Raw genomic sequence first — 22,752 nt, forward strand, 5'->3', positions numbered from 1 at the left:
TATGGAAATCCTAAAGAGAGTTATCAAGGAGTTTAATAAATATCATGGGAGTGAAGCTCAAGCCAAAATCATCAAGGCTGAGAGAGATGAGGTTATCATTGAGTTTGACGGTAGCTTTTGTAAAACCTGCGGGCTTTACGATTACTTTGAGGACATAAAGTGGGAAGCAATGAACTTTGGATTAAACATTGAGCCTGTTGAAATTATAGAGAGTGAGGAAGAGTTTGAGAGAGGGAGATATTTAGTGAAGTATAAACTCAAGAGCGAACAATCTTCTCAACAAGCTCGACAACCTTAGGAACTGCATTTTCGACTTCTTTGCTTAACTTCATTCCCAGTTCAACTTCTTTGGCAACTATCCCTATGAAATGAATCTCTGCTTTTGCTAATCTTTCATCCAGAGCCATCATCAGCTTTAGCCCGTCAACTGCACCCATGAAATGGGCACTTCTTATCTCAGCTTTAAGCTTCTCAAAGACTTCCTCACCCTTCAGATGAACGATTTTTCCGGGCTCAAATTTTTCACTTAGAATCGCATCAACTATCACAATTCTCTTCTCTCCGTTATAGTAATTTTGGAGCTTAAAAATATCAGTCCCAACTTCAAGGACATTGTATCCTTTTTCTGCTAAAATTCTCCCTATTTTAAGCCCAACACCATCGTCCCTCATGAGCTCATTGCCAAGAGCGAGGATTAGAGTTCTCATAAAACCACCAGAGATAAAATTTAGAAAAGAGAATTTAAAGCTTCACGATATGAACTGAACACGAAATGCACGGATCAAAAGCCCTGACAACCATCTCTGAGAGGAACTTAAGCCTATCTGGATCGTCTTGATAATGCTTCTCTGCCATCATCCTAACGTGACGCTCCATTATTGCCAAGTTCATTGCAGTTGGCGTTATTATGTCAGCATAGCTGACCCTTCCATTCTTAACTTCAAGGGCATAAACTAACAGCCCTCTCGGTGCCTCAGTGATGCTGACTCCAAAGCCGTCTTTAATCTCAACTGCATCTCTTTCCCTGATTGGCCATCTGGCTAAAGTTTCATCAATTATATCGACAGCCTTCTCCGTGAAGTAAACAAGCTCAAGCGCCTGTGCAAGGTTGTTGGCAAAGCAGTTGTCATATCTGAATAAATCCCTATACTTCTCATAGAGGGCTTTTGCCCTTCCATAGAGCAGATCAGCGTTGTTCACGATTCTTGAAATTGCGCCGACCATGAAAGGTTTTCCTTTATAAAAACTGTGCTTTGCAAAGCTGTGTTCAACAACCCTCTCAACTATCCATTTTTTGTAATCCTCTACCGGAAACTCAAAGCCGTCGCTCACTTTTACATAATCTCCATAAATGCCGTAAATGCCGCCTCTTGGCTTAATTGCCATGTGAACGTTTTCCTCATCATCAACTTCGCTGAACTGTTCAAGCTTTGCAAATAGCTCCACTGTATATTCTGCCAATGGGAGGATCTCTTTAAGCTCCCTCCTCAATTCTTCAAACTGTGCTCTGCTTGGAAGCTTTCCAAAGCCGCCTAAAATCGCATTCTCCTGATGAATTGCCCTTGAACCGAGGACATCCATAATCTTTGAGCCGATGTTTTTGAGCTTCATTGCATATTCAACTTCCCTCTTATACCTGTCAATCATGCTAAGCGGATCTGGATAGCCAAGATAATCCGGGAGAACTAAGAGATACAGGTGCAGTGCATGACTCTCAATCATATCTCCTATGTAGAGCAACTCTCTGAGCTTTTGAATCTCCTCCCTTGGAGTAAATCCAATAGCTTTTTCTGCTGCTTCAAGGGCTGTCAGCTTATGGGCAGCTGAACAGAAGGAACAGATTCTTGGGTAGACAGCTAAGGCTTCATCTAACTTTTTCCCAATGGTTATTGCTTCAAAGAACCTTGGACCTTCAATGATGTTAAGCTTCACCTCTTTGACTCCCTCATCTCCCATGACTATCTCTATTCCACCTTTGCCCTCAACTCTCGCTATATGATCAACGGTGATTGGAATATACATCATTCACCCTCCTCAAAAATTTTGTTAACCATTTCCTCGAGCTTTGGATTATGGGCATTGAAAATCCTCATTCTGTCAAGGATTTCCTCCTTTGTGAAGCCTTTCTTCTTGAACTCCCTTGCCAGTGAGTCGAACCATGCGACATCATAACCAACGGCTCCTCTGCATCCTATGCACGCAACGCCATAGGCTGGACACCTTGCATCACAGCCTGCCACTGTAACTGGACCCAGACAGGGCTCACCTTTTTCGATGAGAATGCAGGAGTTGCCTCTCAGTCTGCACTCGACACATACAGGATAGTCAATGTCCTCCGGCCATGACCCTACTAAGAATGTCCCCAGTGCATAGAGAAAGTCCTTCTTTTCTGGTGGACATCCGTAGAGCTTGTAGTCAACTTTTATAAACTTTTCAACTGGTTCCGCCATCTTTGGCTCAAATTTGACCTTTCCGTCTCCATAGACTGTCTTCCAAAGCTGCTCAAGTTCTTTTTCCTTGCCCCAGCTTTGAACTCCGCCATGAACTGCACAGGAGCCAACGGCAACTACGATCTTTGCCTTCTCTCTGATTTTCTTAACAAGCTCAATCTCCTCTTTTGTTGAAACACTCCCCTCAATGAATGCTATATCAACCTCTCTCTCCTCACTGCTATCTCTGCTCAGCATATACCAGCACTCGATTTTTGCTTTATCAATGAGCTGAAGTATTTCATCCATCATGGCAAATTGCAATTGACAGCCGTAGCATGATGTGAGGGCGTAAAACCCGATTTTAATCTTCCTGTTTTCCATCTCTCCTCACCTCAGTCGAGCAAGCCTGGTGTTGAAATTATGTCGAAGTACCCAAACACTGGACCATCTTTGCAGATGTACTTCCAGGAAGTGCTTGTTCCAACGTTGCAGTGGCCACATTTGCCAATTCCGCACTTCATCCTCCTCTCCAGTGTCACGAAAATGTTCTCTGGTCTGTATCCATAGTTTATGAGGGATTCGAAGACTGCCTTATACATCCTTGGTGGACCACAAATGGCGACAGCTGTCTTCTTTGGGTTTGTATTGGCTTCAACAATGAAGTTCTGAGGTCTACCCTTCAGTCCGGGCCATTCGGGATCTCTTGTAACACTTTGGATGATCTTCACATTTTCAGATTCTGCCAAATCTTTCATTGCCTCAAGCTCCTTGTAGAAGAGAAGATCCTTTCCATAACGGGCTGTGTTGATGAAGGTTATGTTTCCGTACTTCCATCTGTTGTCCATTGCGTAGAGGAAGACGCTCCTAAGAGGGGCAGTACCGAGACCAGCTGCTATCAAAAGCAGATCCATTCCCTCCCATTCATCAACGGGGAATCCATTTCCATAAGGTCCTCTCACCAGAACTGTATCTCCGGGCTGCAATCTGTGAACAACTGTTGTAACTCTCCCGGCTTTTCTTATACAAAGCTCAAAGAACCCCTTTCTCATTGGTGAGGAGCATATGCTTATTGGAACTTCACCAACTCCAGGAATTGTCAGCTGAACGAACTGCCCTGGCTTGAATGTCCAGGTTTCTGCTATCTCAGGATCTTCAAACCTAAAAAGGAACAGCTTTTCTTTATCTGTGAGCTTGTAAACTTTCAAAACTTTGACCTTTTCAAGAGCATAGGGATTATCACCATGGACAATTTGAGTGGTGGTCATCATATTCCTTCACCCCTAATATTGCTTGCATAGGCAAATCCTCTCTTTGGAATCTCCTCACTCATTTCAGGAGGACAGGACTTCTCCTCAAATCCAAGAATTGTCCTTAAGTTCCTTACAAAGCTTATCCCTGCAGGACAGAAGTATGTACATCTTCCACATCCAACACAGTAGCTTATGCCAAGCTTTTCATTATATGCATTCTTGCACAAATATCGGTTCATGAAACGGGATTTCTTAGTTGGTCTAAAGTTATGTCCCCCAGCAACCAGGCCGTGGCTTCTCAGCTGGCATGAGTCCCATCTTCTAATCCTAACTCCAGTGTCACCATCAAGATTCGGTATATCCTGAACATCATAACATCTGCATGTTGGACAAGTTAAGTTACAGTTCCCACATCCTAAACAGAGCTCACTCTGCTCATCCCACATTGGGTGCTCCATTTCAAGCTCAAGGAGATAGCGCAGGTTTCCCCAATCTTCATGATATCTGAACGATTGGTGTCTCTTCTTTTCAAAGTCCCTGAAGTTACAGATGTCTTGGGTTGTAACCTCTTCAAAGAGCTTTATGTTCTTGTCGACAATTCTGTGTCCCGTGGGAGTGCCGACTCTCACGAGCCATCCATCTGGAAGTTCGTGAAGGAAAAGATCAAATCCGTCATCTGCAAAGTCTGTCTCCCTCAGGTTGCAGAAGCAGTATTCATCTGGCATACAGCTTATTCCTATGATGATACCTTTCTCTCTGCGGATCTTATAGTATTTATCTGGGAATTCATCAAGGTATATCGTGTCCATAATCTTCAGTCCAAAGATGTCACATGCATGAAGTCCAAAGATCACGAAGGGTTCAACGTTCTCAACAACCTCTTCATATTCAGCCTTTGATATGCTGAACTTGAACATCGTTTCTCTTGGCAGGAAGAAGAACTTCTTAGGTGGCATTATGGTTCTGTTGTAATGGAATTCAATTTTCCTGACATCATCTATCTCTCTGAAGTCATAAAACTTCTCTGAGATTTTCACGGGAGCATACAGCTTACCAAAGTTTTTTAAACGCTCCAGAAATTCATAAACATTTTCCTGTGGCAGCTTCACATACCTCATAGAGATCCCCTCCCCATGAACATCATTATGCATATGCTCATTTTTGTACCTCCTCAAAGGAAACTACGGTGGGGAATAAAAAAGCCTTTCTAAACCCTTAGCTTGTTAACCAAAGGTTAAAATGTATCTGTTTGCTTCAATCTCCTGTAACTTCTACAAAAATCGCTCTCTGTTGTAGTATATGGTGGAAAAATGAACAGAGTAAGTGGCGAAGGACAAATGATGTTCATTGTTGTTCTTAGATATTCCACCTTTGGTTGAGAAAGCTTCGTTTAAAAAACGCTTTTATAGCCTTAGTTGAAGAATGTAAAATGACACGAAGTATTCATTTGGACATAAAAGCACCTTATAGCCCAAATAAGTACTTAATTGAACAAAGTGATGCTGAAATGCTGAGAAGTGAACTGTGTATAGGATGTGCAGCATGTGCAAATGCATGCCCCTTTGATGCTATTGGGATAGTTGACAATAACAAAAGAGTAATTCACTTCTCCCCAGAAAAATGCAGCAACTGTAGCTTTGAATGCAATGATGTGTGTCCAACAAGGGCAATAGAAAGAAGACCAGATAAAATAACCCTGGAATTTGAATATGCCTTCTGCCTCGAATGTGGCAGAAGATTAATGCGAACTAAGAAAGAGGCGGAATATTATGCTCAACAGTTGCTTAAAATGGGCGAAAAAGTCGAGTTTGCATTTATCTGTGATGAATGTAAGATGAAAAAGATTTCCTCTGTCTCTGACAAATACTCAGGCTACCTGATTTAGGGGGTGAAGTTGGTGAAAGGTATGAGGTTCGCTTTCTTATGTAGGGAAAAACCTGAGCCCACAGGGAAAAAAGTGGCAATAATTGGTGCAGGGCCGGCTGGACTGAGTGCCGCCGGGTATTTAGTCTGCCACGGACACGAAGTTCACATATACGACAAGCTACCGGAACCTGGTGGATTGATGCTCTTTGGAATTCCGGAGTTTAGGATACCGATATACAGAGTCAGAAAGGGGTATGAGGAGCTCGAAAATGTCTTTGAAGTAAAGTTTTTCCCCAAAACCAAAGTTGCCTTTGGAAATGGTGAGGAGGAAGGAGATAAATTTGTAGAGAATGTTATAAACTTCAATGAGCTGGTTGAAAAATATGACGCTGTTCTTATAGCAACGGGAACTTGGGAGTCATGGATGCCAAACATTGAGGGTGTCGAGTTGGAAGGAGTCTATCCGGCTTTGGACTATCTCTTCAAAATCAAATCAGCAAAGCTTGGGCACATGAGCTGGGATGAGGTTCCTCCAATTGAAGGAAAACGAGTTATGGTGGTTGGAGCAGGTCATACGGCTGTAGATGCCGCTATGGAGAGCCTACTCCTCGGAGCGGAGAAAGTTTACATGAGCTACAGAAGGACCATAAGGGAAGCTCCTGCCGGTGCTTATGAGATAAACCTCCTTAAGCAGAGGGGAGTTAAGTGGCTCGAGCTCACGGTTCCTGTGAGGATTGTTGGTGAGTATGGCAAAGTTATTGCTGTTGAGTTGCAAAAATGTAAGCTTGGAGAGCCAGACGAAAGCGGAAGGAGAAGACCAATTCCGATTGAAGGCTCAAACTTCCAAATCGATGTGGATTACGTAGTATTTGCAGTTGGGCAGAGGCCAACACCACCCTTTGCTGGAGATGTTGGAATTGCCGTTGACAAGAAGGGCAGAATTGTAGTTGACTCAAGACACATGACGAGCAGGGAGGGAGTGTTTGCTGCTGGTGACGTTGTCATCGGGCCATCAAAGGTCGGTAGAGCGGTGTTAGATGGTCTGCTGGCTGCTGAAAGCATGCACATGTGGCTTCTTGGGAGGTGATTAAAATGGCAAGGAGGATTCTTCACGTTGATTACAGCTTATGTATTGGATGTGAAACATGTCAAAGTGTTTGTGATTTCCTCCACCATGGAAAACCGAATATAAGGATTTATTACACTGAATCTGGTTTGCCGATCCCAATAAACTGTAGGCACTGTGAGAAAGCCCCATGTATGAACGTTTGTCCATCAAATGCTATCTACAAGGACACCGATGGTGCGGTAATCATTGACCCCAAGAAGTGCATTGGCTGTCTTATGTGTCTTGCCGTTTGTCCCTTCGGTGCTCCAAGCTATGATGCAAGGCTTAAGGTGGTTACAAAGTGCGACATGTGTGCTGACAGAAGAAGGGTTGGCTTAGAGCCGGCGTGCAGTGAGATGTGCCCAGCAGAGGCAGTATTCTTCGGAAGACCAGAGGAAGTTGAGGATGAAATAAGAAGGAGGACAGCAGAAAAGATCGCAAGGGAAAGGATTTCCTCCACCGTCATGGAGAGTATTGGAAGAATTCTCTGAAAGCATCTATCAGCTTTTCGTTTTCTTCTCTTTTTCTCACACTGAAGCGGATGTATTCTGGCAGGCCAAAAGAGGTGCAGTCTCTAACTGCTATTCCTTTCTTCTTGAAGAATTCAACTGCTCCTTTTGCATTCCCAACATTTTTTATGAAGAAGTTTGCATCGCTTTTGACGTTGAGGGCTTTTTCAATGCGTTCCTTCTCCTTCCAGATTAAAGGCATTGTTTTTTCCAAATGCTTAAACTCATCTCTGACAACAAACTCCAGAAACGCATAGCCTAAAGAGCCAATGCTCCAGGGCATTCTGACGCTCTTAAAAGCCTCGCTGAAGCCGATGACATAGCCAACCCTGATTCCAGGCAAACCGTAGCTCTTCGTGAACGTCCTCAGCTTTAGGATGTTCTCCCCCTTCGGGCTTCTGGCATCTTTAACGAAATCTATGAATGCTTCATCTAAAACCAGAAGTGAATCTGTATCTTCCACCGCTTGAATTAAAAGCTTGAGTCTTTTTGGAGAATAGAATTTGCCATCGGGATTGTTTGGATTGCAGAAGAAAACAATGCTACTCTTTGCAACAAATTCAGCCAGCGCTTCTGGGTTGTTTGGACCTTTGATAACCTCAGCGTTAAAAATCCTTGCAATTCTTTCATATTCCTCATAAGTGTGCTCTGGGATAATTACCTTCCTTCTTTCTTTCATCGCAAGGATGCCGAGGAGATACAGAGCCTCGGTTATTCCCGCTGTGACTGTTACTTTTTCACCAATCAAATTCGAAAGCTCCTCTTCAAGCTTTTCCCAATAAATGTAGCGTTTGCTTAAGGTTTTAGCACGTTCAAACATCTCATCTACCCATTCTGGGAGGTAGGGATTTAGAGAGGCGGAAAAATCCAGCAGCCCCTCTTCTCTTACACCGCCGTGGTGGGTTTTAAATTTAACTGGTTTAAGCATCATATTTCCTCCAGCAGACTATTGGACATAAACAATGTCCCTCCTAATTTGTTCCCACAACCTTTTTCGGCTTAATGCAGCGTTTTTAGTAATCAAATCAACTCTAATTCCAAGGATTTCCTCGAGATACTCTTTTAAATCTACAATCTCCCAACCAATTGGTCTCTCAAACTCAACGAGGATGTCAACATCACTAAGCTCATCAGCTTCTCCTCTCGCATATGATCCGAAAATTGCAATCTTTTTTACACCAAATCTTTTATGCAGTTCGTCTTTGTGCCTGCGCAGAATTTCCTCAATCTCTTCAAGGGACTTCATCACTACCCCCATCCGTTATTGTACAAAAAACGATTTAACGATTTCGGAGACAAATACAAAAGCTATCCATTCCTCAACAACAGCCCAATAAACTCTTAATGCCTTCCCAATGTCTTCCAACCTAGGTTCTTTTCCCTCAAATCTGTAAACGCCTTTTTTCTCGAGCCAGACTCCCAAAATGGCGCTCATGGCTGCTATCGGCTTATCGGAGTTGAGCTTGAACCTCGCTTTTCTCCAGTATTGTATGACTTTCCCTGGATTAAAAGGTAGGAAAAGCAAAACAGTAATGCGAGCTGGAATGAAGTTGAGCAGATCGTCTAAACGGGCGGCGAACTTGCCGAAATAAAGGTAGCGTTCATTTTTGTATCCAATCATGGCATCAAGTGTGTTTACGGCTCTATAAATCAAAGCCCCACTCAGTCCAAAGATGAGATAATAGAACAGAGGGGCAACTACGCTGTCCGTTATGTTTTCAGCTAAGCTTTCAATTGCTGCTGAATTTAAATGAGCCCTGTCTAATTTTGATACCTCCCTGCTCACAATCCAGCTGACATACTTCCGCTGCTCCTCAATATCCTCCCGTATTGTGTTTCTCACGTGCTGGGCGAGGCTTTTGATGGCGAATGAGCTCTTTAAGAGATAAACGCTCAAAGCAAAGCAAAGCCATTTAGGTAAAAACCCTGGAAGCCTTGAAAGGGCAAAAGCAACCGCAATCACGAATAAGGAAGCAAAAGTTCCTGCAACAAAATCTAAAGCTGGACTCCTTCTTTTGTAATGTTTATCAAAAAAGCCTATCAGCCTGCCAAACCACACTGTAGGGTGAAGCAAAACGGGAGGCTCACCCAGAGTTAAATCCCAGACGATCGCGAGTATGAATATCCCGAGGTACTCCATGTTCAGTATCTGGATATTTTGTCCTTTTAACTTTTGAGCTTTTTGTTCTTTGTAACTATTGTCAAACAGTTAGTCACGGGAGCTTTTTAAGGACGGGCATTTTAAGCTCGCGGATTTCCCTTCTTAGCTCTTCCATTCCCCTTCTGAAGTTTTTTGTTTTCCTCTTTCAGGCTCTGAAGCTCTCTTCGAATCTCAAGCAGAGCAGAGGATTCGACCTTTTGACGACGATCAACTAGTCCCTTTGGCTTTATGCATTTGTGCATAACCTGCCGCAGTTCTTCCAAGTATTGGAAGGCTTTTTCTGGATCTTTGGCGTATTTTTTAATGAACTCTTCCAGATCATCCATGTTTGATCCTTCTGCCAGCCAAATCTGTGCGTGATTTATGTTATCTGGGCCCCACGCATCAACGAATTTGGCAATGACCTTCGCGACTTCCTCTAATTTCTTCAGTTCTTCCTCAGCTATCTTTCTGCCGAGGTATTCTTCAGTATATCTGCTTTCCTTTAATGCTTCCTCTATTATTAAGTACCAGTTTATGCCAAGCGGGTCTTCGTCATGGTGTTTCCACGGTTGTAGGTGACTGTCGACATCTTCTAGTAGAATTATTGTAAACAATTTGTGTGGAGTTATGCCCAGAATGCTTGCCGCAGCCTCTCCGAATATTTTGAGCCAGAGGGAAAGTTTTGTGGCTTCCGCAAGATCGTGCTTTACTATGGGCTTTGCAGCACCTTCCGATGCCCCGAATACTCTCTTTCTCTCAAGGTCTTCGTATTTTTCCAGCGCCTTCTCTCCTTCTGGATGGATATACTCTATGAGCTGCCGCCACATCTTGGCAGTTCTCTCATTTGCACTGAAGAAACCTTGAAGGTAGCCCCGTTCCCACATCCTGTTTCCCTTATGCTTCGTTGCTAACACGATCATCAGAACCACCAGTGGTATTTGGAAGTTGAAGAATTTAACGGTTTTCACCAGAAATAACATTAAATTCCTCAGCACTCTTTCTTTTTCATCATCAAATCCTCAAGATCAAATACCAGAAAACCATTTTCCAAAAAATGCTCCTTATCTTCAATGGTTCTGGCGATAACTCCTAACCGAAGGCTTCCGGTAAGTGGCAAAAGTTTGGACTTTCTTTTGAGATTCCTGAGAATTCTTGAGACATCGATTTTTCTTAAATCACTCCACTTAACTTCAAACAATGCGATATTTTCTCTGTTATACGCAACAACATCTATTTCCTCCCCCTTATGCCACCAGCTACCAACCCTCAGAGGTTTAAATCCCAGGTTTATCCGCTTAACGAATTCAAAGGCTATCCTCTCATAGGTTTTTCCAACAAAGGCTGGAAAGTTCCTTTCCAAATCATCAAGCACCAGATCAAGGTTACCTTCCTCAAGGTATGTATAGTTGTGATAAACAAATCGGAACCAGAAGTTGAAGAACTCATCAGCTACTCTGTAAGACACTTTCCTTGTCTTTCGTGGGTCTTCGGTGACGGGTACTTCTCTCCTTAAGTATTCGTAATGGTTCGTTAGCTCGCTGAGATACTTGCCAACGGTAAGAAGCTTAAGCCCGGTCTTGTCGCTTATTTCCTTTGGCGTAGCATATCCAAGGCTAACAGCCTCCAGTATCGAGAAGTATGAGCGGTAAAACCTGCCAAACTCAAGCTTGAGTGTGTTCAAGCCTTCCTCACGAAGAGGGGCAAACTCATCAAAAAAGAGGTTGTTAAGAGTTTCAGCCACGTTTCCTGTGTAGTATCTCTTCAAGTAAAGAAGATACCGAGGCATGCCGCCAAGGGCGGAGTAAAGCTCAACAAAATGATTAGGGGGCACATTAGCAAATGTATTCACAAAATCATAGGCAGTCCAGAAGTCAAACGGTCTCAGCTTTATCCATTCATCGACCCTGCCAAAAAGCGGTTCCTTGTTATCCATGAAAATGCGCTTCATCATGCCAACATATGACCCCACCGCAATGAGTATAAGATTTGCTTCATTTTTCATGTCCCACAGCTTTTGAAGAGAAGAGAAGAAAGAGGGTTTAACTGAGCGGAAGTTCTGGAACTCATCAAAGACAACAATAAGCTTTTGCTCCTTGGAAAAGTCAAGCAAAAATTCAAAGAGTTCTTCAAGGGATGAAAATCTTGGTGTAAAGTAGCTTGGAAAATGCTCACCAAGAACGTTTTCTATCTCCTTCAAATATTCTTCAATCAGCATTGCTTCGTCTTTCTCCCCAACAAAAAAGTAAAGCCCAAGCTTATTCTTAAGGAACTCCCTAACGAGTGCTGTTTTCCCTACTCTTCTACGCCCATAAATGACGACGAAAGTTGAACCCGGGTGAGCATAAATTTTTTCAAGCTTCTCAAGCTCAGCCTTCCTGTTGTAGAACATATTACTCACCAAGTATATTACTCATTTAGTAATATTTAAGCTTTTCCTTACAACATCATACTCCTCAAGCATTTCATCATTTGGTTCTCTCAAGCCTCTGCGCACGTACCAAGCTGGATGTCTCAAATAGACAGCATCAAAGCCAACTCTTTTCAACGCTTTTTCTGCCGTTCTTCCAAGGGCAAAAATGGCTTTAGGTCTAAGAATCTCAAGCTCTTTCTTGAGAAGAGAAAGCTCCCGCTTATCAACTCCCTTGAGCTTATTCTCTGGGGGATTGCATTTTACAACATTTGTGATATACACAAAATCGGGGTTAATTCCGAGAGAAAAGAGAGCTTTCCTGAGCAACATTCCGGAAGCATCTCTGTAAAAGCATATTCCCGTGTATCCACAGCCTTTCCTTCCTGGAGCCTCCCCGACCAAAACAACCTTTGAGCCAACCCAGCCATTGGCAAAGGGCAAACCTTCAAACCTCTTAACTTTAAGCTGGTATTCGTAGTATTCCTTGTGACAGAATTTGGTGGGATTTTTAAGCAATTCATTGTACAGCTCTGCAAGTTTGAATGCTTTTTGCTTATCTTTCTCGTTTTTAACCAAAAATCGCTCTTTTGGATTGTAGACAGTCTTAGCATAGATTCCGTAAGTTTTCTCATCTAACGACAGCAAATCTCTCCAGTCTCTCAAAAATAGCGGCATGGTTTTATAGTTCCTCGGGTTTATGTAAATGCCGCCGATCTTTTTCAGGCGTTCAAACTCCAGCAGCATGAATATAAATCAAAACTTGCATTTATATCAGTGATGGTCAAGCTGGACTACTTTACAATCGGCACGAGCAGCCACGTGAGCGGTCTATGCCACAGCATAATTAGGGGAGAGGTCTTCACAACCTGCTCACTCGGCTGTGTTTATTGTTACGCGAGATGGTATCGCAAGGATGGAATTCCTAAGCCCATTTTTGATGTTTTTAGATTAATCAAAGCCTTAGGGAAGCTCGTGGAAGAGAACATTCCAGTAACTCCGGTTAGATTCTCAGCTTTAAGCGATCCATTCCAGCCTCCAGCTAAGATAACACTCAAAGCGCTTAAGCTGGCATACAAGCTCAAAGTACCGGTGATTGTGAATACAAAGCTCTACCCATCAGAAAAGCATCTCAAAGTCCTTGAAGACCTGGCATCTGAAGGCTTGCTGGTTCTTCAAGTCAGCATAACAGCAGAGAAAGATTCTAAGGAAGTTAGAATCCTTGAACCTTTGGCGAGTCCAATTGAGGAGAGATTAAAGCTGGTGAAAAAAGCAAGTGAAGTCGGAATTCCGAGTGTAGTGAGGATTCAGCCATTAATTCCTGGATTGAGCGATAGAGATGTAGAAAACCTTTTAGATGAAATCGCTTGGGCTGGTGCTAAAATGGTCATAATTGAGTTTCTCAGAGTTGAAAGAGAAAATTTTGAGTTCTATAAAAGATTCTTTTCTAAGCATAGCGAAGTTTACAGCAGAGAATGGGAATCGTATCTGCCGAGGACGCCAAGCGAGGAAGCACCTCTCATTCAAGTTCCCCTCGAGTACAGACTTAAAACTGCAGAATTATTTGCAAAGGAATCCAAAAGAAGAGGTTTAGCATTTGCAACGTGCAAAGAGGGCATCTTCAATCTTCACGAGCCTAAAACGATGGACTGCTGTGGGATGGGATTTTTGGGAGTTGAGTGGACAAGGAAGCCGACGCTGTGGGATTTATATCTGAAAGCTTATGAGAAAGGGAAAGCAAGAGCTGAGGACTTATGGGAGAGATGTGAGAGAGAAGGACTTTTGTGCGGTGAACGGTTGAAGTTGTATCCTTCCTGGCTTTCAAAAAGCTTTAAAGCTCATGAAAAGAGGCTTAAAAGCATTTTAAGGAAGCCCGAATTGGTCGAGAAGCTTGTTCCTGTCTTAAAATATAGAGAGGGACATTATGTAATTAATGAATTGATTAATTAAACAACTCTATAATTCCACAATCGAGGACAGCAAAGGATAAAACATCCAAAGCTGCTGTAATTTTTAGGTGATCCTTATGGAAACGAAAAAATGCCCCTTCTGTGGAGGAACTATGATAAAAGGGAAGAGCAAATTTGAGGGACACGCTCAGTATTTCTGGAGAGCTCCATGGAAACATGGTTTAAAAGCAGCTTTTACCGGCACTGTTAAGGCCTATCCATGGCTTTGCATTGATTGCGGAGCAATAATTCCCTATGTGGACGAGGCAGAGCTCCAAAAGATTCGTGAAGAGTATGAGCAGGCTAAATTGGAGGGCTTAATTTGAGGGGTGTGGCATTCTTTTCAGGAGGCAAAGATGGGCTTTATGCAACGCACTTAGCCGAAAGACAAGGAATTGAAATTCCCTATCTTTTGGCACTGAAAACTACAATCGGCATATCACCTCACTACGAAAACTTAAGCGAGCTGAAAAAGCTTGCAGACGCAATGAATAAGAAGCTCTTGATCTTTGATATGACCAAAGGAAGTGAAGGCCTCGCTGAGTTCATAGCATCCCTTGATGTTGATTACATAATCGCTGGGGATGTCCTACTTGAAGATCATTTAAAGTGGGTTGAGTGGCTCGCTGAAAAGAGCGGGACAAGAGCTTTAGAACCGCTATGGGGTAGAGACACGCTTGAGCTTGCGAAGGAAATAATAAACGCCGGCTTCGAGTACTCAATAATTGCCGTGAATAAGGAAAAGCTCTCAAAGGAGTGGCTTGGCTATACTTTTCGCTCAATTGGAGACTTAGAGAAGTTTTTAAAGGAAAATCCCAATGTTGATCCCGTAGGAGAGTTTGCAGAGTTCCACACTGTGGTTTTGAAATGTCCGCTATTTGAGAAGAGCTTTGAGCTAAAACCAGAGGAAGTTGAGGAGGGTGAAAGATACTGGTGGCTGAGGTTTAGGCTGGTGAGAGCATGAAAGCTGGAGAAATTCTCCGAAGACTTGAATCAAAAGGTATAACTCTCGAAAAGATGCTCGACACAGCTTTGGAGCTTTACATTGGAGGAGATGCTGAAAAGATTAGGAAGAAGCTCAAGCCCCTGATGCTCCACTATCTCAAGGATGTCAATGTTCAAGCCCTTCTTATGGCTGCATTGCTCCTTGAGAAGAACTTTAAAGTCAAAGGAGATCCAGTTAATTTGGTTGCAGATGAGCTGATTGGCATTGACCTTGCAGAGTACATCGGCGGAAAGATAGCTCTTTTTAACTTCTTCTACTATGACACCAAAAAGCCGGGAATCTTAAAAGAGCTACCACCGTTTTTGGACGATGCAGTTGGGGGATTCATAGCTGGCTGCATGACCAAGCTCTTCGAGACTATGCATTTCGATTCAGCCGAGACTCCCAGCGAAGGAAGAGAAACAGAAATATGAAGAGGATTGTAATGTAATAGCTGACCGCAAAAGGCAGAACCCCAGCTAAGCCGAGCGTGTATATGAAGGCAAGAGCCAAAACAACGATGAGCAATATTCGGTAGTGTTCTTTTTTCATTGCACAAATAATTGGAGAAAGAATTTTTAAGGCTTTTCAACATTGGATTAATTAGCCGGGTGGTTCAATGAAAAACCTCATATCCTTTATGACAAGGATTCCTCTTAAAGGTGACTTTGAAAAAGCGAGGCAGGGGATTTGGGCGTTTCCCCTTTTAGCAGTTATCACGTCAGCTTTATCCACAATTATCCTTTATTTTAACGTTCCTCTGAAAAATATTTTGGCAGTTCTGCTCCTATATTTCACCGTAGGCTTGCTCCACCTTGATGGATTAGCGGATTTTGCCGATGGGATTATGGCCAAAGGAGACAGGGAAAGGAAGATTAAAGCCATGAAAGACTTGAACACGGGAATAGCAGGAATTTTTGCTGTTGTAATGATTCTCTTTGTTCAGGTTTATTCTCTGAGTTATACTCCGTTCTATGCCCTTTTTCTGGCAGAGCTGAACTCGAAGTATGCGATGGTTCTGGCTTTAAGCACGAAGAAGCCTTTAGGAGAGGGATTAGGGGCTTACTTTATGGAAGCTGTGAGCAGAAAGCAACTGCTTTTAGCGACCATGATCTACACTCTCTTACTGGTGCCTTTCTTTCTCTACGAGTGGAGAACTGTTATTAGTGTTCTTGGATTTCTAATTGGGGCTTACATCATAAAGCTCAGCTTAGACAACTTTGGCGGTTTAAATGGTGACTGCATTGGAGCAGTGGCTGAGATAACGAGGGGTGGAACGCTTTTGATCTTGGCTTTCATTTGGTGGTACCTATGATAATCATCTTAGCAGGCGGAAAATCTACCAGAATGGGAAAGGAAAAGCCCGTCCTCAGGATAGCTAATAAACCGATGCTCCTCTGGATTTATGAGCAGGCAGAAAAAGTTGATGAAGTTTTAGTTGCATTGAGCAAAAATACTCCCAAAACGAGAGAGCTCTGCCTTCGGGAGGGAATTCCTTTTATTGAAACTTCTGGAAAGGGCTATGTTCACGATATTCAGGAGCTTTTAAAGGAATTTGGTCCATTTATAAGCATCTCTGCAGACGTTCCTTTTGTGAAAGCAAGTGATTTCTGGCTCATCAGGAAAGCCTTTGATGGAAAGACAAGCCTAACGGGAGTCCTTCCTCTAAGCCTTGTTCCAAACGATCTCAACCCTGTAGTCTATAGAGGATGTGCAATTGTTGGATTAAACGCCGTAGCTGGAGAAGGAGAAGAATTTTTCAAGCTCAGCAATCCATTGCTGGCATTGAATGTGAACACTCTGGAAGAGCTGGAGCTTGCAGAAAAAATTGCAAAGCTGATTTACAGCCCCAAGCTGTCCAAAATATAACTAATGTCGAGATTCCTCTCAACAATCTTTGCAAACCTCTCGATTTCCTCTTCAATACTCCACTTCTGTACTGTTATTGGTTCAAGATCCTTTTTTAAGCGAAGCATGTTCAAAAACTGCTCTGTAAATTCAAAGTTGTGAAAAATTCCGTGGAGATAAGTGCCAAAAACCCCTTTCCCAACAGCTCCTTCGGGCTCAAAAGCCTTAACTCCGTTTATTTTTCGTATTATTGAGAATGGCTTTTTTGCTACAGAGCGCCCCATCCTAATCTCATAACCATCAACATTTAAACCTCTCATAGGCTCCCACATAATTTCAGCCTTTAAATGGTTTGTTCTCTTGGTCTCAGCAAACACCGTTTTAGCTTTCAGCAGACCAATACCCCTAACCTTACCACGTTTCGATTCTATGTTATCAATAATTTTTTCTCCAAGCATCTGAAAGCCACCACAGATTCCTACAACGAATGCTCCATCTTTATGTGCCTCAAGTATGGCATCTTCAATGCCGTTCTCCCTCATCCAGAGCAGGTCTTCAACCGTGTTCTTGCTTCCGGGAATTATGATTAAATCCCCTTCGATTTCCTCTGCTTTTGTTACATAATCAACTCCGTTTGCCCAGTGGAGGGGTTCAAAATCTGTGAAGTTGCTTATATGTGGGAGCTTAATGATTTGAATGTGCAAATCACCCTTGACTTTTGGAAATTCAACAAGAGAATCCTCTTCTGGGAGTTTATGCTCCATATAGGGTATCACTCCTAAAACCTTCTTACCGTATCTTTTCTCAAGATAATCGAAACCAGGTTTTAGCAGAGAGACATCTCCCCTAAATTTGTTGAAGACAAAGCCGATTACGAGTTCCCGCTCCTCTTTGCTTAATAACTCCATTGTGCCGACTATTGAAGCAAAACTACCGCCTCGATCTATGTCCGTAACGAGAATAACTTTGGCATTTGCATGTTTTGCAACACGCATGTTAGCTATATCATAATCTTTGAGATTGATCTCGACTGGACTCCCAGCCCCTTCAATTACCACGATGTCGTGCTTTTCCAAAAGCTCATCTAAAACCTGCATGGCTTTTTTGAAAAGTTCCTCTTTCTTTGAGAGCATATATTCACGAGCGGAGACACTTCCTATTGGCTTCCCCATAAAAACTATTTGACTCCTCATATTCCCCTCTGGTTTAAGTAAAATGGGGTTAAAATTTATTGAGGGCTTCTTTCTGCACGCCAAAGCTTGTAAATACTGTGCCCTGCTGATCTCTCCCCCTTCTATGCTTGGAGCCGAATTTAGGCTCATGTTTTGGCTTTTAAACGGAACTACATCGTAGCCCATGTCCGTGAAAATTCTACATAAAGCTAAGGTTAGGAGAGATTTTCCAGCTCCTGATGATGTTCCTTGGATCATGAGTGCTTTTCCCATATTTTACTCACCTCAGGATAAAGCAAATTGGGAGGCTCACCTTTTCCTGTTCCCCTTATTCTATACGTGTTTGGCAGGATTCTTCTCACTTTTCTTATGCATTCATCAACCTCTTCATATATGGGGTTCTGGACAAGGGGATCAATTCTGAACCTGATTTTTGGATTTAGTGATGCTATGAATTTGGCTATTTTTAATATTTCATCACACTCTACTATACCTTTAACATAAACAGTTTCGGCAACTATTTTTCCGCTTTTTGCAAAGCGTTTAAAGTTCTCAAGAACCTTATAGTTAGAAACACCAGTTATCCTCTTGTGAAGCTCATCATCAAAGGCTTTTATGCTGAATGTTACCCCCTTCACCAACTCAACAAGTTCCTTATCCAAAAGCTCACCGTTAGTGATAAGCCATACACTAATCCCTTCTTTTTTCAACTGTTTTATCAAGGGTTTGAGCTCTCTATCAATTGTAGGTTCTCCGCCTCCGAAAAAAGCCAGCTTAACACCATTTTCCTTTAAAATTCTCACAACTTCCTCAATGCTCAAAAATTTAATATCCCCTCGGATCCACAGCTTATCAAGCTTTCTCTTTAAATCATCTGGAAGACACAGATTCCATTTTTCAAACGCCCATACACAATAAGAACAGCGCCAATGACAACCATGGAAGAGCACATATGCATCTCCGCGTTGAAACTTGACAATGTGATAAACATTCGTCATGGCAACCACCAAAAGAAATGGTAGAGGGAGAAAGATCAACCAGAGACCGAGGCACTACACTTTAACGGTTGTGGTTCATAGTTGAAAACTTCAGGATGTATGAATTCTGCCAGCTCCTCCAATCCCAGCACAATTCTTGGCCCTGGACGCGAAATTATGTTGTCGTCGCTTATAACATAGACCCTACCGTTCTTTACAGCATCTGTCTTTGCGAGTTCTGTCTCACAGAGCTGTTCTGGCGAAATTCCAGCATGAGCTGAAAGTATTATGATTTCTGGATTTCTCGCCAATACCTGCTCAATGCTAACTTGTGCCCACCCAGTTAAATCATTGAATACATTCTCTCCACCAGCTAATTCAATAAGATCGCCTTGGAACGTATCTCTACCAGGAGTGTAGATTGGGTTCCACCAGCTTATGAAGAAAACCTTTGGTTTTGGTTTCTCCCTGACCCTTGAAGTTATGTACTCAACTTTTGCCTTCATTTCATTAACAACACTCTGTGCATATTCTTCTCTGTTGGTAACCTTACCCAAAAGCTCAATTTGTTTATAGATTTCATCAATGTTTCTTGGTGCAACGATTATTACCGGTGCAATCTGCTGGAGCTGGTCAAGATATTTAAGGTGCATTGAAGTTCCGATAATCAAGTCTGGTTTAAGTGATGCGATAATCTCAATATTAGGATCGCTAAAGCCACCAATTTTCGTAATATTAGCTACTTGAGGTGGGAAGTCATCGTACTTTGTAACACCAACAACCTTATCACCGGCACCTATATAGAACAGGGTTTCTGTTATGCTTGGTGCAAGTGAGACAATTCTTTGGGGCTCTTTTTCAATTGTGACTGTTCTGTTCATGAAGTCAATAACAGTGAGGGGGTACTTTCCTCCAAATACATCAGGATGAATAACTTTTGCAAGCTCTTCGAGCCCAATAACAATTCTTGGAGAGGGTCTTACAAGGACATTGTCGTTTTGAATTACCACCACCTTTCCTTCCTTGGCGGCAGTTGTCTTTGAAAGTTCGCTGTGATATACATCCTGAACCGTCATTCCACAATGAGGTGTGAGAATTATGACTTCTGGATCCTTAGCTAAAACCTGCTCTATACTTACCTGTGCCCATCCTTCAACATCACTGAATATGTTTTCTCCACCGGCTAATTTAATCAAGTCATCAATGAAAGTTCCCTTTCCAGCGGTCATCATGGGATTATTCCAAACAACATAAAAGACCTTGACTTTTGGCTTGCTCTTAACTGCACTTTGGATTTCCTCAACTTTTGACTTCATATTTGCAATAACTTTTTGTGCTTGTTCTTCCTTGTCGACAACTTTACCAAGAAGTTCAATTGCTTTGTAGATATCATCCATGTTCTTAGGATCAATTATTACAACCGGAGCAATCTGCTCAAGTTGAGTGAGATATTTCATGTGCATAGATGTAGCGATGATTAGATCGGGTTTGAGAGATGCAATTATTTCGATGTTTGGATTGCTGAATCCACCAATAATTGTTCTACCTTCCTGCACTCCCGGGGGAAAATCATCATATTGGGTAACACCTACAACTTTGTCCAAAGCCCCGAGGAAGTATAAGGTTTCGGTTATACTTGGAGCTAAGGAAACAATTCTCTGAGGCTCTTTTTCAATGGTAACTTTTCTATCTGCAAAATCAGTGATGGTTATTGGATACTTTCGCTGTTCAGTCTCCGTTGGAGCTTTTGTAGTTGAGGTTGTGTGAGCTACTGTCATCTCTTTTGAGGAGGTTGCTTGGGTAGTCGTACTTGTTGGGGTTGTGCTTGGGGTTGAAGATGTCTGTTGATTTATACAGCCCGCTATTATTACTCCAAACATCAAAATTGTCAAAATTAGGGCGACTTTTCTTTTCATGATTCCCACCTTTTGGATTATTTGTCCAACCTTCAGCAAAAATATGAGCGAAGGGTATATAAGTTTGTTGGATAAAATTGCCAGGGGTGAAGATCATGATGCTGGTAGTTTTGGGGAACACTGAGATAAGCACAATCCCGGGAATAAGTGTTGCTGGAGCAACTCCGGAGTTAACCAAATTGACGCCGCCTGCTGATGCCGAATATCTGTTTTATGAAAAGCCTAAAATCATTGATGCTATCCCTGTAACTCCAGAAGGGCACCCAACACCGGCTATAATCACTAAAGCCGCTAAGGAACTGGTTGATTTTCCAATTGTAATTGTCAGGGGAGGAACGTATTTAGCTCCATTAGTTCCCCATGTTCACATAAGCGACGTAGTCGGAAGGGACTTCCGCAGAGAAAAGGCCCTCCCGGAGGTAGAAAAAATAATAGAGAATGCAAAGCTATTTGGAGAGCAGCTGAGCAAACTTAATCTGAGAGAGATCGTAATCGGTGAATCAACCCCTGGAGGAACGACAACGGCTCAAGCTGTTCTCTGGGCTTTGGGATATGATGCAAGAACAAGCTCAGCAGCTCCAAGTAACCCGCAGAGCTTGAAGGAGCAGGTAATCATGGAAGGCTTCAAAAGAGCTGGCATTGAAAAAGGTGGATTTGCAGATGAGCCTTTAAAAGCATTGGAGGAATTTGGCGATCCAATGATGGCAACCGTTATTGGACTCTCCCAGGGGTTTAAAGGTAACGTTGTCTTAGCAGGTGGAACTCAGATGCTGGCAATAGCTGCTCTGCTCAAAGCAAAGGGAGAAGATTTGAGCAGATTCATGATTGCTACGACGAAGTGGGTTGTAAATGATGAGAGTTCAACGTTCAAGAAGACGGCAAAAGATATTGGTATAATCTACTACTACGCTGAGCTTGACTTCTCAAAGAGCAGGTTCAAAGGTCTGCAGGACTATGAGAGAGGATATGTGAAGGAAGGCGTTGGAGCTGGAGGAGCAGTTTGGCTGGCAGTTAAGAAAGGGTTTACAGCTGAGGATGTTGCAAAGAAGGTTGATGAGCTTTATGAGAGGCTTATGGAGATTGGAGGGAAGGGTTAATCTGTTGCTCTTTCTCTTAGTTTTATGTTTTATCCAGCATAATCAACAGTCTACAAAAATAAAAAAAGCAAAATCACCCAAAAAGAATCTTAAGCTCCTTCACAAAAACCTTACGATTGACTATGATGTGAGCAATGATAAGGATGTTCATGATGAGAGCGACTTTTGTTCTGAGAGCAAAGATTTGAGCCTTGGTCATTCCGAGGAATGCTCCGTTTTTTGTGGCCCACAGCATGCCTATTGCAGTGAACAACGCTAAGAGGAACACAAAAAACAACACAAGTGAAAGCAGTGCCTTGACTTTAAGCTTTCTTCTCATCTTGGGATTCTTTGCAGCTTCATCAAGCATCTTTTCTATTGGATCCATCTTTATACCTCCCCAATGGGTTCATCCATTTTCTCTCTGACACTTAAAAAGTGTTCCGAAACTTTCACATCATTAAGCTCTTAAACGAAAAAGAGTATTAGACACCATGGTCAACAAACACTACATTCATCCTTTCAAGGAGCCAATGCTCAGCTTAAGCAACGCCCCTCATAACGGGGGGCTATTCAAGGCCAACGGGTTCTTCTTCATGCACGTTCACAAGAACTACAGTGGCAACTACAAAGAAGACTGCCTTAATTTCGAAAAGCAGAACGGATTAAGGGACTTTGTGGGCTTCATGACCGCTGTGGACATTCCAAAAGTTCTCGCCCATGCAAAAAGCGGAAGAGTTGAAGCATATGTAACAGCTGGAATAACAAATCCTGCCATAGCGGGTGACGAGCCTCCGCCATGGAAGCCCGGAACGATAAACATTGCTATCATAATACATAAAGGGTTAACCGTTGGAGCATTGGCAAATGCTATAATGACTGCAACGGAAGCAAAAACTTACACCCTGCTGAAGCTTGGCTATAATGCAACTGGAACTACAAGCGATGGGATTGGGGTGTTTGCTTATGAAGGAAGAGAAGAGTGGGCTGGAACTGCAACAAAGCTCGGTATCTCAATCGGAAAAGCCATAAGAAAAGCCCTAAAGGAAAGCTTGGTCAAATGGGAGAAAATCAAAAACTAGGATTTAAAAATTGCAAGCGAAATACATTCTAA

The 22,752-nt window shown here is 42.6% G+C and carries 27 protein-coding genes; 12 read left to right on the plus strand and 15 right to left on the minus strand.

The window, feature by feature from the left end:
• Position 1 precedes the first annotated feature (1 nt).
• Complete coding sequence (locus TERMP_RS02650; protein WP_013466809.1) at positions 2-298, plus strand: hypothetical protein; 297 nt, start codon at positions 2-4, stop codon at positions 296-298.
• Here the strand turns inward: TERMP_RS02650 and TERMP_RS02655 are convergent.
• Genes TERMP_RS02655 through hydB form a run of 5 tightly spaced genes read right to left on the minus strand, consistent with a single transcriptional unit; the run spans position 258 to position 4,800 of the window.
• Positions 258-707 carry a hydrogenase maturation protease gene (locus TERMP_RS02655; RefSeq protein ID WP_013466810.1) on the minus strand — a complete coding sequence of 150 codons (450 nt, stop codon included), beginning with the start codon at positions 705-707 and terminating at the stop codon, positions 258-260. The genes TERMP_RS02650 and TERMP_RS02655 overlap by 41 nt on opposite strands.
• A 34-nt stretch (positions 708-741) precedes the next feature.
• Entirely contained in the window at positions 742-2,022 is a 1,281-nt protein-coding gene (gene hydA / locus TERMP_RS02660; protein ID WP_013466811.1) for an NADPH-dependent hydrogenase/sulfhydrogenase 1 subunit alpha, read from the minus strand.
• A complete protein-coding gene (hydD, locus tag TERMP_RS02665) occupies positions 2,022-2,813 on the minus strand; it encodes an NADPH-dependent hydrogenase/sulfhydrogenase 1 subunit delta (protein WP_013466812.1) in 792 nt (263 codons plus the stop codon). The genes hydA and hydD overlap by 1 nt, the downstream gene beginning before the upstream one ends.
• Positions 2,814-2,824: 11 nt before the next feature.
• Positions 2,825-3,700, minus strand: coding sequence for an NADPH-dependent hydrogenase/sulfhydrogenase 1 subunit gamma (gene hydG / locus TERMP_RS02670; RefSeq protein ID WP_013466813.1), 876 nt, complete (start codon positions 3,698-3,700; stop codon positions 2,825-2,827).
• The gene (gene hydB / locus TERMP_RS02675; protein ID WP_013466814.1) at positions 3,697-4,800 is read right to left on the minus strand and encodes an NADPH-dependent hydrogenase/sulfhydrogenase 1 subunit beta; all 1,104 of its coding nucleotides are present in this window, start codon (positions 4,798-4,800) and stop codon (positions 3,697-3,699) included. Before hydB ends, hydG begins: the two co-directional genes overlap by 4 nt.
• Positions 4,801-5,111: 311 nt before the next feature.
• Between hydB and TERMP_RS02680 the strand changes: the two genes are divergently transcribed.
• The 3 genes from TERMP_RS02680 to TERMP_RS02690 are packed head-to-tail and all read left to right on the plus strand — an operon-like array spanning position 5,112 to position 7,147.
• A complete protein-coding gene (locus TERMP_RS02680; RefSeq protein WP_237702853.1) occupies positions 5,112-5,567 on the plus strand; it encodes a 4Fe-4S dicluster domain-containing protein in 456 nt (151 codons plus the stop codon).
• 12 nt (positions 5,568-5,579) lie between these two features.
• Positions 5,580-6,635, plus strand: coding sequence for an FAD-dependent oxidoreductase (locus TERMP_RS02685; protein WP_013466816.1), 1,056 nt, complete (start codon positions 5,580-5,582; stop codon positions 6,633-6,635).
• Positions 6,636-6,640: 5 nt separating this feature from the next.
• Positions 6,641-7,147 carry a 4Fe-4S dicluster domain-containing protein gene (locus TERMP_RS02690; RefSeq protein WP_013466817.1) on the plus strand — a complete coding sequence of 169 codons (507 nt, stop codon included), beginning with the start codon at positions 6,641-6,643 and terminating at the stop codon, positions 7,145-7,147.
• Here TERMP_RS02690 and TERMP_RS02695 read toward each other — a convergent pair.
• The 6 genes from TERMP_RS02695 to TERMP_RS02720 all read right to left on the minus strand — a co-directional run bounded on the left by TERMP_RS02695 (position 7,119) and on the right by TERMP_RS02720 (position 12,462).
• Entirely contained in the window at positions 7,119-8,093 is a 975-nt protein-coding gene (locus tag TERMP_RS02695; RefSeq protein WP_048159902.1) for an aminotransferase class I/II-fold pyridoxal phosphate-dependent enzyme, read from the minus strand. The genes TERMP_RS02690 and TERMP_RS02695 overlap by 29 nt on opposite strands.
• Before the next feature lie 18 nt (positions 8,094-8,111).
• Positions 8,112-8,411 carry a nucleotidyltransferase family protein gene (locus tag TERMP_RS02700; RefSeq protein ID WP_013466819.1) on the minus strand — a complete coding sequence of 100 codons (300 nt, stop codon included), beginning with the start codon at positions 8,409-8,411 and terminating at the stop codon, positions 8,112-8,114.
• Positions 8,412-8,426: 15 nt separating this feature from the next.
• Positions 8,427-9,305: an adenosylcobinamide-phosphate synthase CbiB gene (gene cbiB / locus TERMP_RS02705; RefSeq protein WP_013466820.1), complete on the minus strand. Its 879-nt coding sequence runs from the start codon at positions 9,303-9,305 to the stop codon at positions 8,427-8,429.
• Between the two features lie 101 nt (positions 9,306-9,406).
• On the minus strand, positions 9,407-10,237 hold the full coding sequence (locus TERMP_RS02710) for a hypothetical protein (protein ID WP_148221055.1): 831 nt from the start codon (positions 10,235-10,237) through the stop codon (positions 9,407-9,409).
• Positions 10,238-10,296: 59 nt separating this feature from the next.
• Entirely contained in the window at positions 10,297-11,697 is a 1,401-nt protein-coding gene (locus TERMP_RS02715) for an ATP-binding protein (protein WP_013466822.1), read from the minus strand.
• 21 nt (positions 11,698-11,718) lie between these two features.
• Positions 11,719-12,462 carry a uracil-DNA glycosylase family protein gene (locus tag TERMP_RS02720; protein ID WP_013466823.1) on the minus strand — a complete coding sequence of 248 codons (744 nt, stop codon included), beginning with the start codon at positions 12,460-12,462 and terminating at the stop codon, positions 11,719-11,721.
• Between the two features lie 33 nt (positions 12,463-12,495).
• Between TERMP_RS02720 and TERMP_RS02725 the strand changes: the two genes are divergently transcribed.
• The 6 genes from TERMP_RS02725 to TERMP_RS02750 all read left to right on the plus strand — a co-directional run bounded on the left by TERMP_RS02725 (position 12,496) and on the right by TERMP_RS02750 (position 16,518).
• Positions 12,496-13,665 (plus strand): radical SAM protein, encoded by a 1,170-nt coding sequence (locus TERMP_RS02725; RefSeq protein ID WP_048159731.1) that lies wholly within the window; start codon positions 12,496-12,498, stop codon positions 13,663-13,665.
• 76 nt (positions 13,666-13,741) lie between these two features.
• On the plus strand, positions 13,742-13,990 hold the full coding sequence (locus tag TERMP_RS02730) for a PF20097 family protein (protein WP_013466825.1): 249 nt from the start codon (positions 13,742-13,744) through the stop codon (positions 13,988-13,990).
• Positions 13,987-14,628 carry a PAB0415 family putative ATP pyrophosphatase gene (locus TERMP_RS02735; RefSeq protein WP_013466826.1) on the plus strand — a complete coding sequence of 214 codons (642 nt, stop codon included), beginning with the start codon at positions 13,987-13,989 and terminating at the stop codon, positions 14,626-14,628. The genes TERMP_RS02730 and TERMP_RS02735 overlap by 4 nt, the downstream gene beginning before the upstream one ends.
• Entirely contained in the window at positions 14,625-15,083 is a 459-nt protein-coding gene (gene cobZ, locus TERMP_RS02740; protein WP_013466827.1) for an alpha-ribazole phosphatase CobZ, read from the plus strand. The genes TERMP_RS02735 and cobZ overlap by 4 nt, the downstream gene beginning before the upstream one ends.
• A 185-nt stretch (positions 15,084-15,268) precedes the next feature.
• Complete coding sequence (gene cobS, locus TERMP_RS02745) at positions 15,269-15,964, plus strand: adenosylcobinamide-GDP ribazoletransferase (RefSeq protein WP_013466828.1); 696 nt, start codon at positions 15,269-15,271, stop codon at positions 15,962-15,964.
• Positions 15,961-16,518, plus strand: coding sequence for an NTP transferase domain-containing protein (locus TERMP_RS02750; protein ID WP_013466829.1), 558 nt, complete (start codon positions 15,961-15,963; stop codon positions 16,516-16,518). The genes cobS and TERMP_RS02750 overlap by 4 nt, the downstream gene beginning before the upstream one ends.
• Here the strand turns inward: TERMP_RS02750 and TERMP_RS02755 are convergent.
• Genes TERMP_RS02755 through TERMP_RS02765 form a run of 3 tightly spaced genes read right to left on the minus strand, consistent with a single transcriptional unit; the run spans position 16,491 to position 20,562 of the window.
• A complete protein-coding gene (locus TERMP_RS02755; protein ID WP_013466830.1) occupies positions 16,491-17,942 on the minus strand; it encodes a cobyric acid synthase in 1,452 nt (483 codons plus the stop codon). The genes TERMP_RS02750 and TERMP_RS02755 overlap by 28 nt on opposite strands.
• Complete coding sequence (locus TERMP_RS02760) at positions 17,924-18,667, minus strand: radical SAM protein (RefSeq protein ID WP_048159732.1); 744 nt, start codon at positions 18,665-18,667, stop codon at positions 17,924-17,926. The genes TERMP_RS02755 and TERMP_RS02760 overlap by 19 nt, the downstream gene beginning before the upstream one ends.
• Positions 18,668-18,702: 35 nt before the next feature.
• Positions 18,703-20,562, minus strand: a complete 1,860-nt coding sequence (locus TERMP_RS02765) for an ABC transporter substrate-binding protein (RefSeq protein ID WP_013466832.1) — start codon at positions 20,560-20,562, stop codon at positions 18,703-18,705.
• Between the two features lie 95 nt (positions 20,563-20,657).
• Here TERMP_RS02765 and cobT point away from each other — a divergent pair, with 95 nt between their 5' ends.
• Positions 20,658-21,659 (plus strand): nicotinate mononucleotide-dependent phosphoribosyltransferase CobT, encoded by a 1,002-nt coding sequence (gene cobT, locus TERMP_RS02770; protein WP_013466833.1) that lies wholly within the window; start codon positions 20,658-20,660, stop codon positions 21,657-21,659.
• 73 nt (positions 21,660-21,732) lie between these two features.
• Here cobT and TERMP_RS02775 read toward each other — a convergent pair whose 3' ends face one another.
• The gene (locus TERMP_RS02775) at positions 21,733-22,026 is read right to left on the minus strand and encodes a hypothetical protein (protein WP_013466834.1); all 294 of its coding nucleotides are present in this window, start codon (positions 22,024-22,026) and stop codon (positions 21,733-21,735) included.
• A gap of 106 nt (positions 22,027-22,132) precedes the next feature.
• Between TERMP_RS02775 and TERMP_RS02780 the strand changes: the two genes are divergently transcribed.
• Entirely contained in the window at positions 22,133-22,720 is a 588-nt protein-coding gene (locus TERMP_RS02780) for an adenosylcobinamide amidohydrolase (protein WP_013466835.1), read from the plus strand.
• The last annotated feature ends 32 nt before the right edge of the window (positions 22,721-22,752 follow it).

The sequence above is a fragment of the Thermococcus barophilus MP genome (assembly GCF_000151105.2).
In the GTDB taxonomy this organism is placed as follows: domain Archaea; phylum Methanobacteriota_B; class Thermococci; order Thermococcales; family Thermococcaceae; genus Thermococcus_B; species Thermococcus_B barophilus.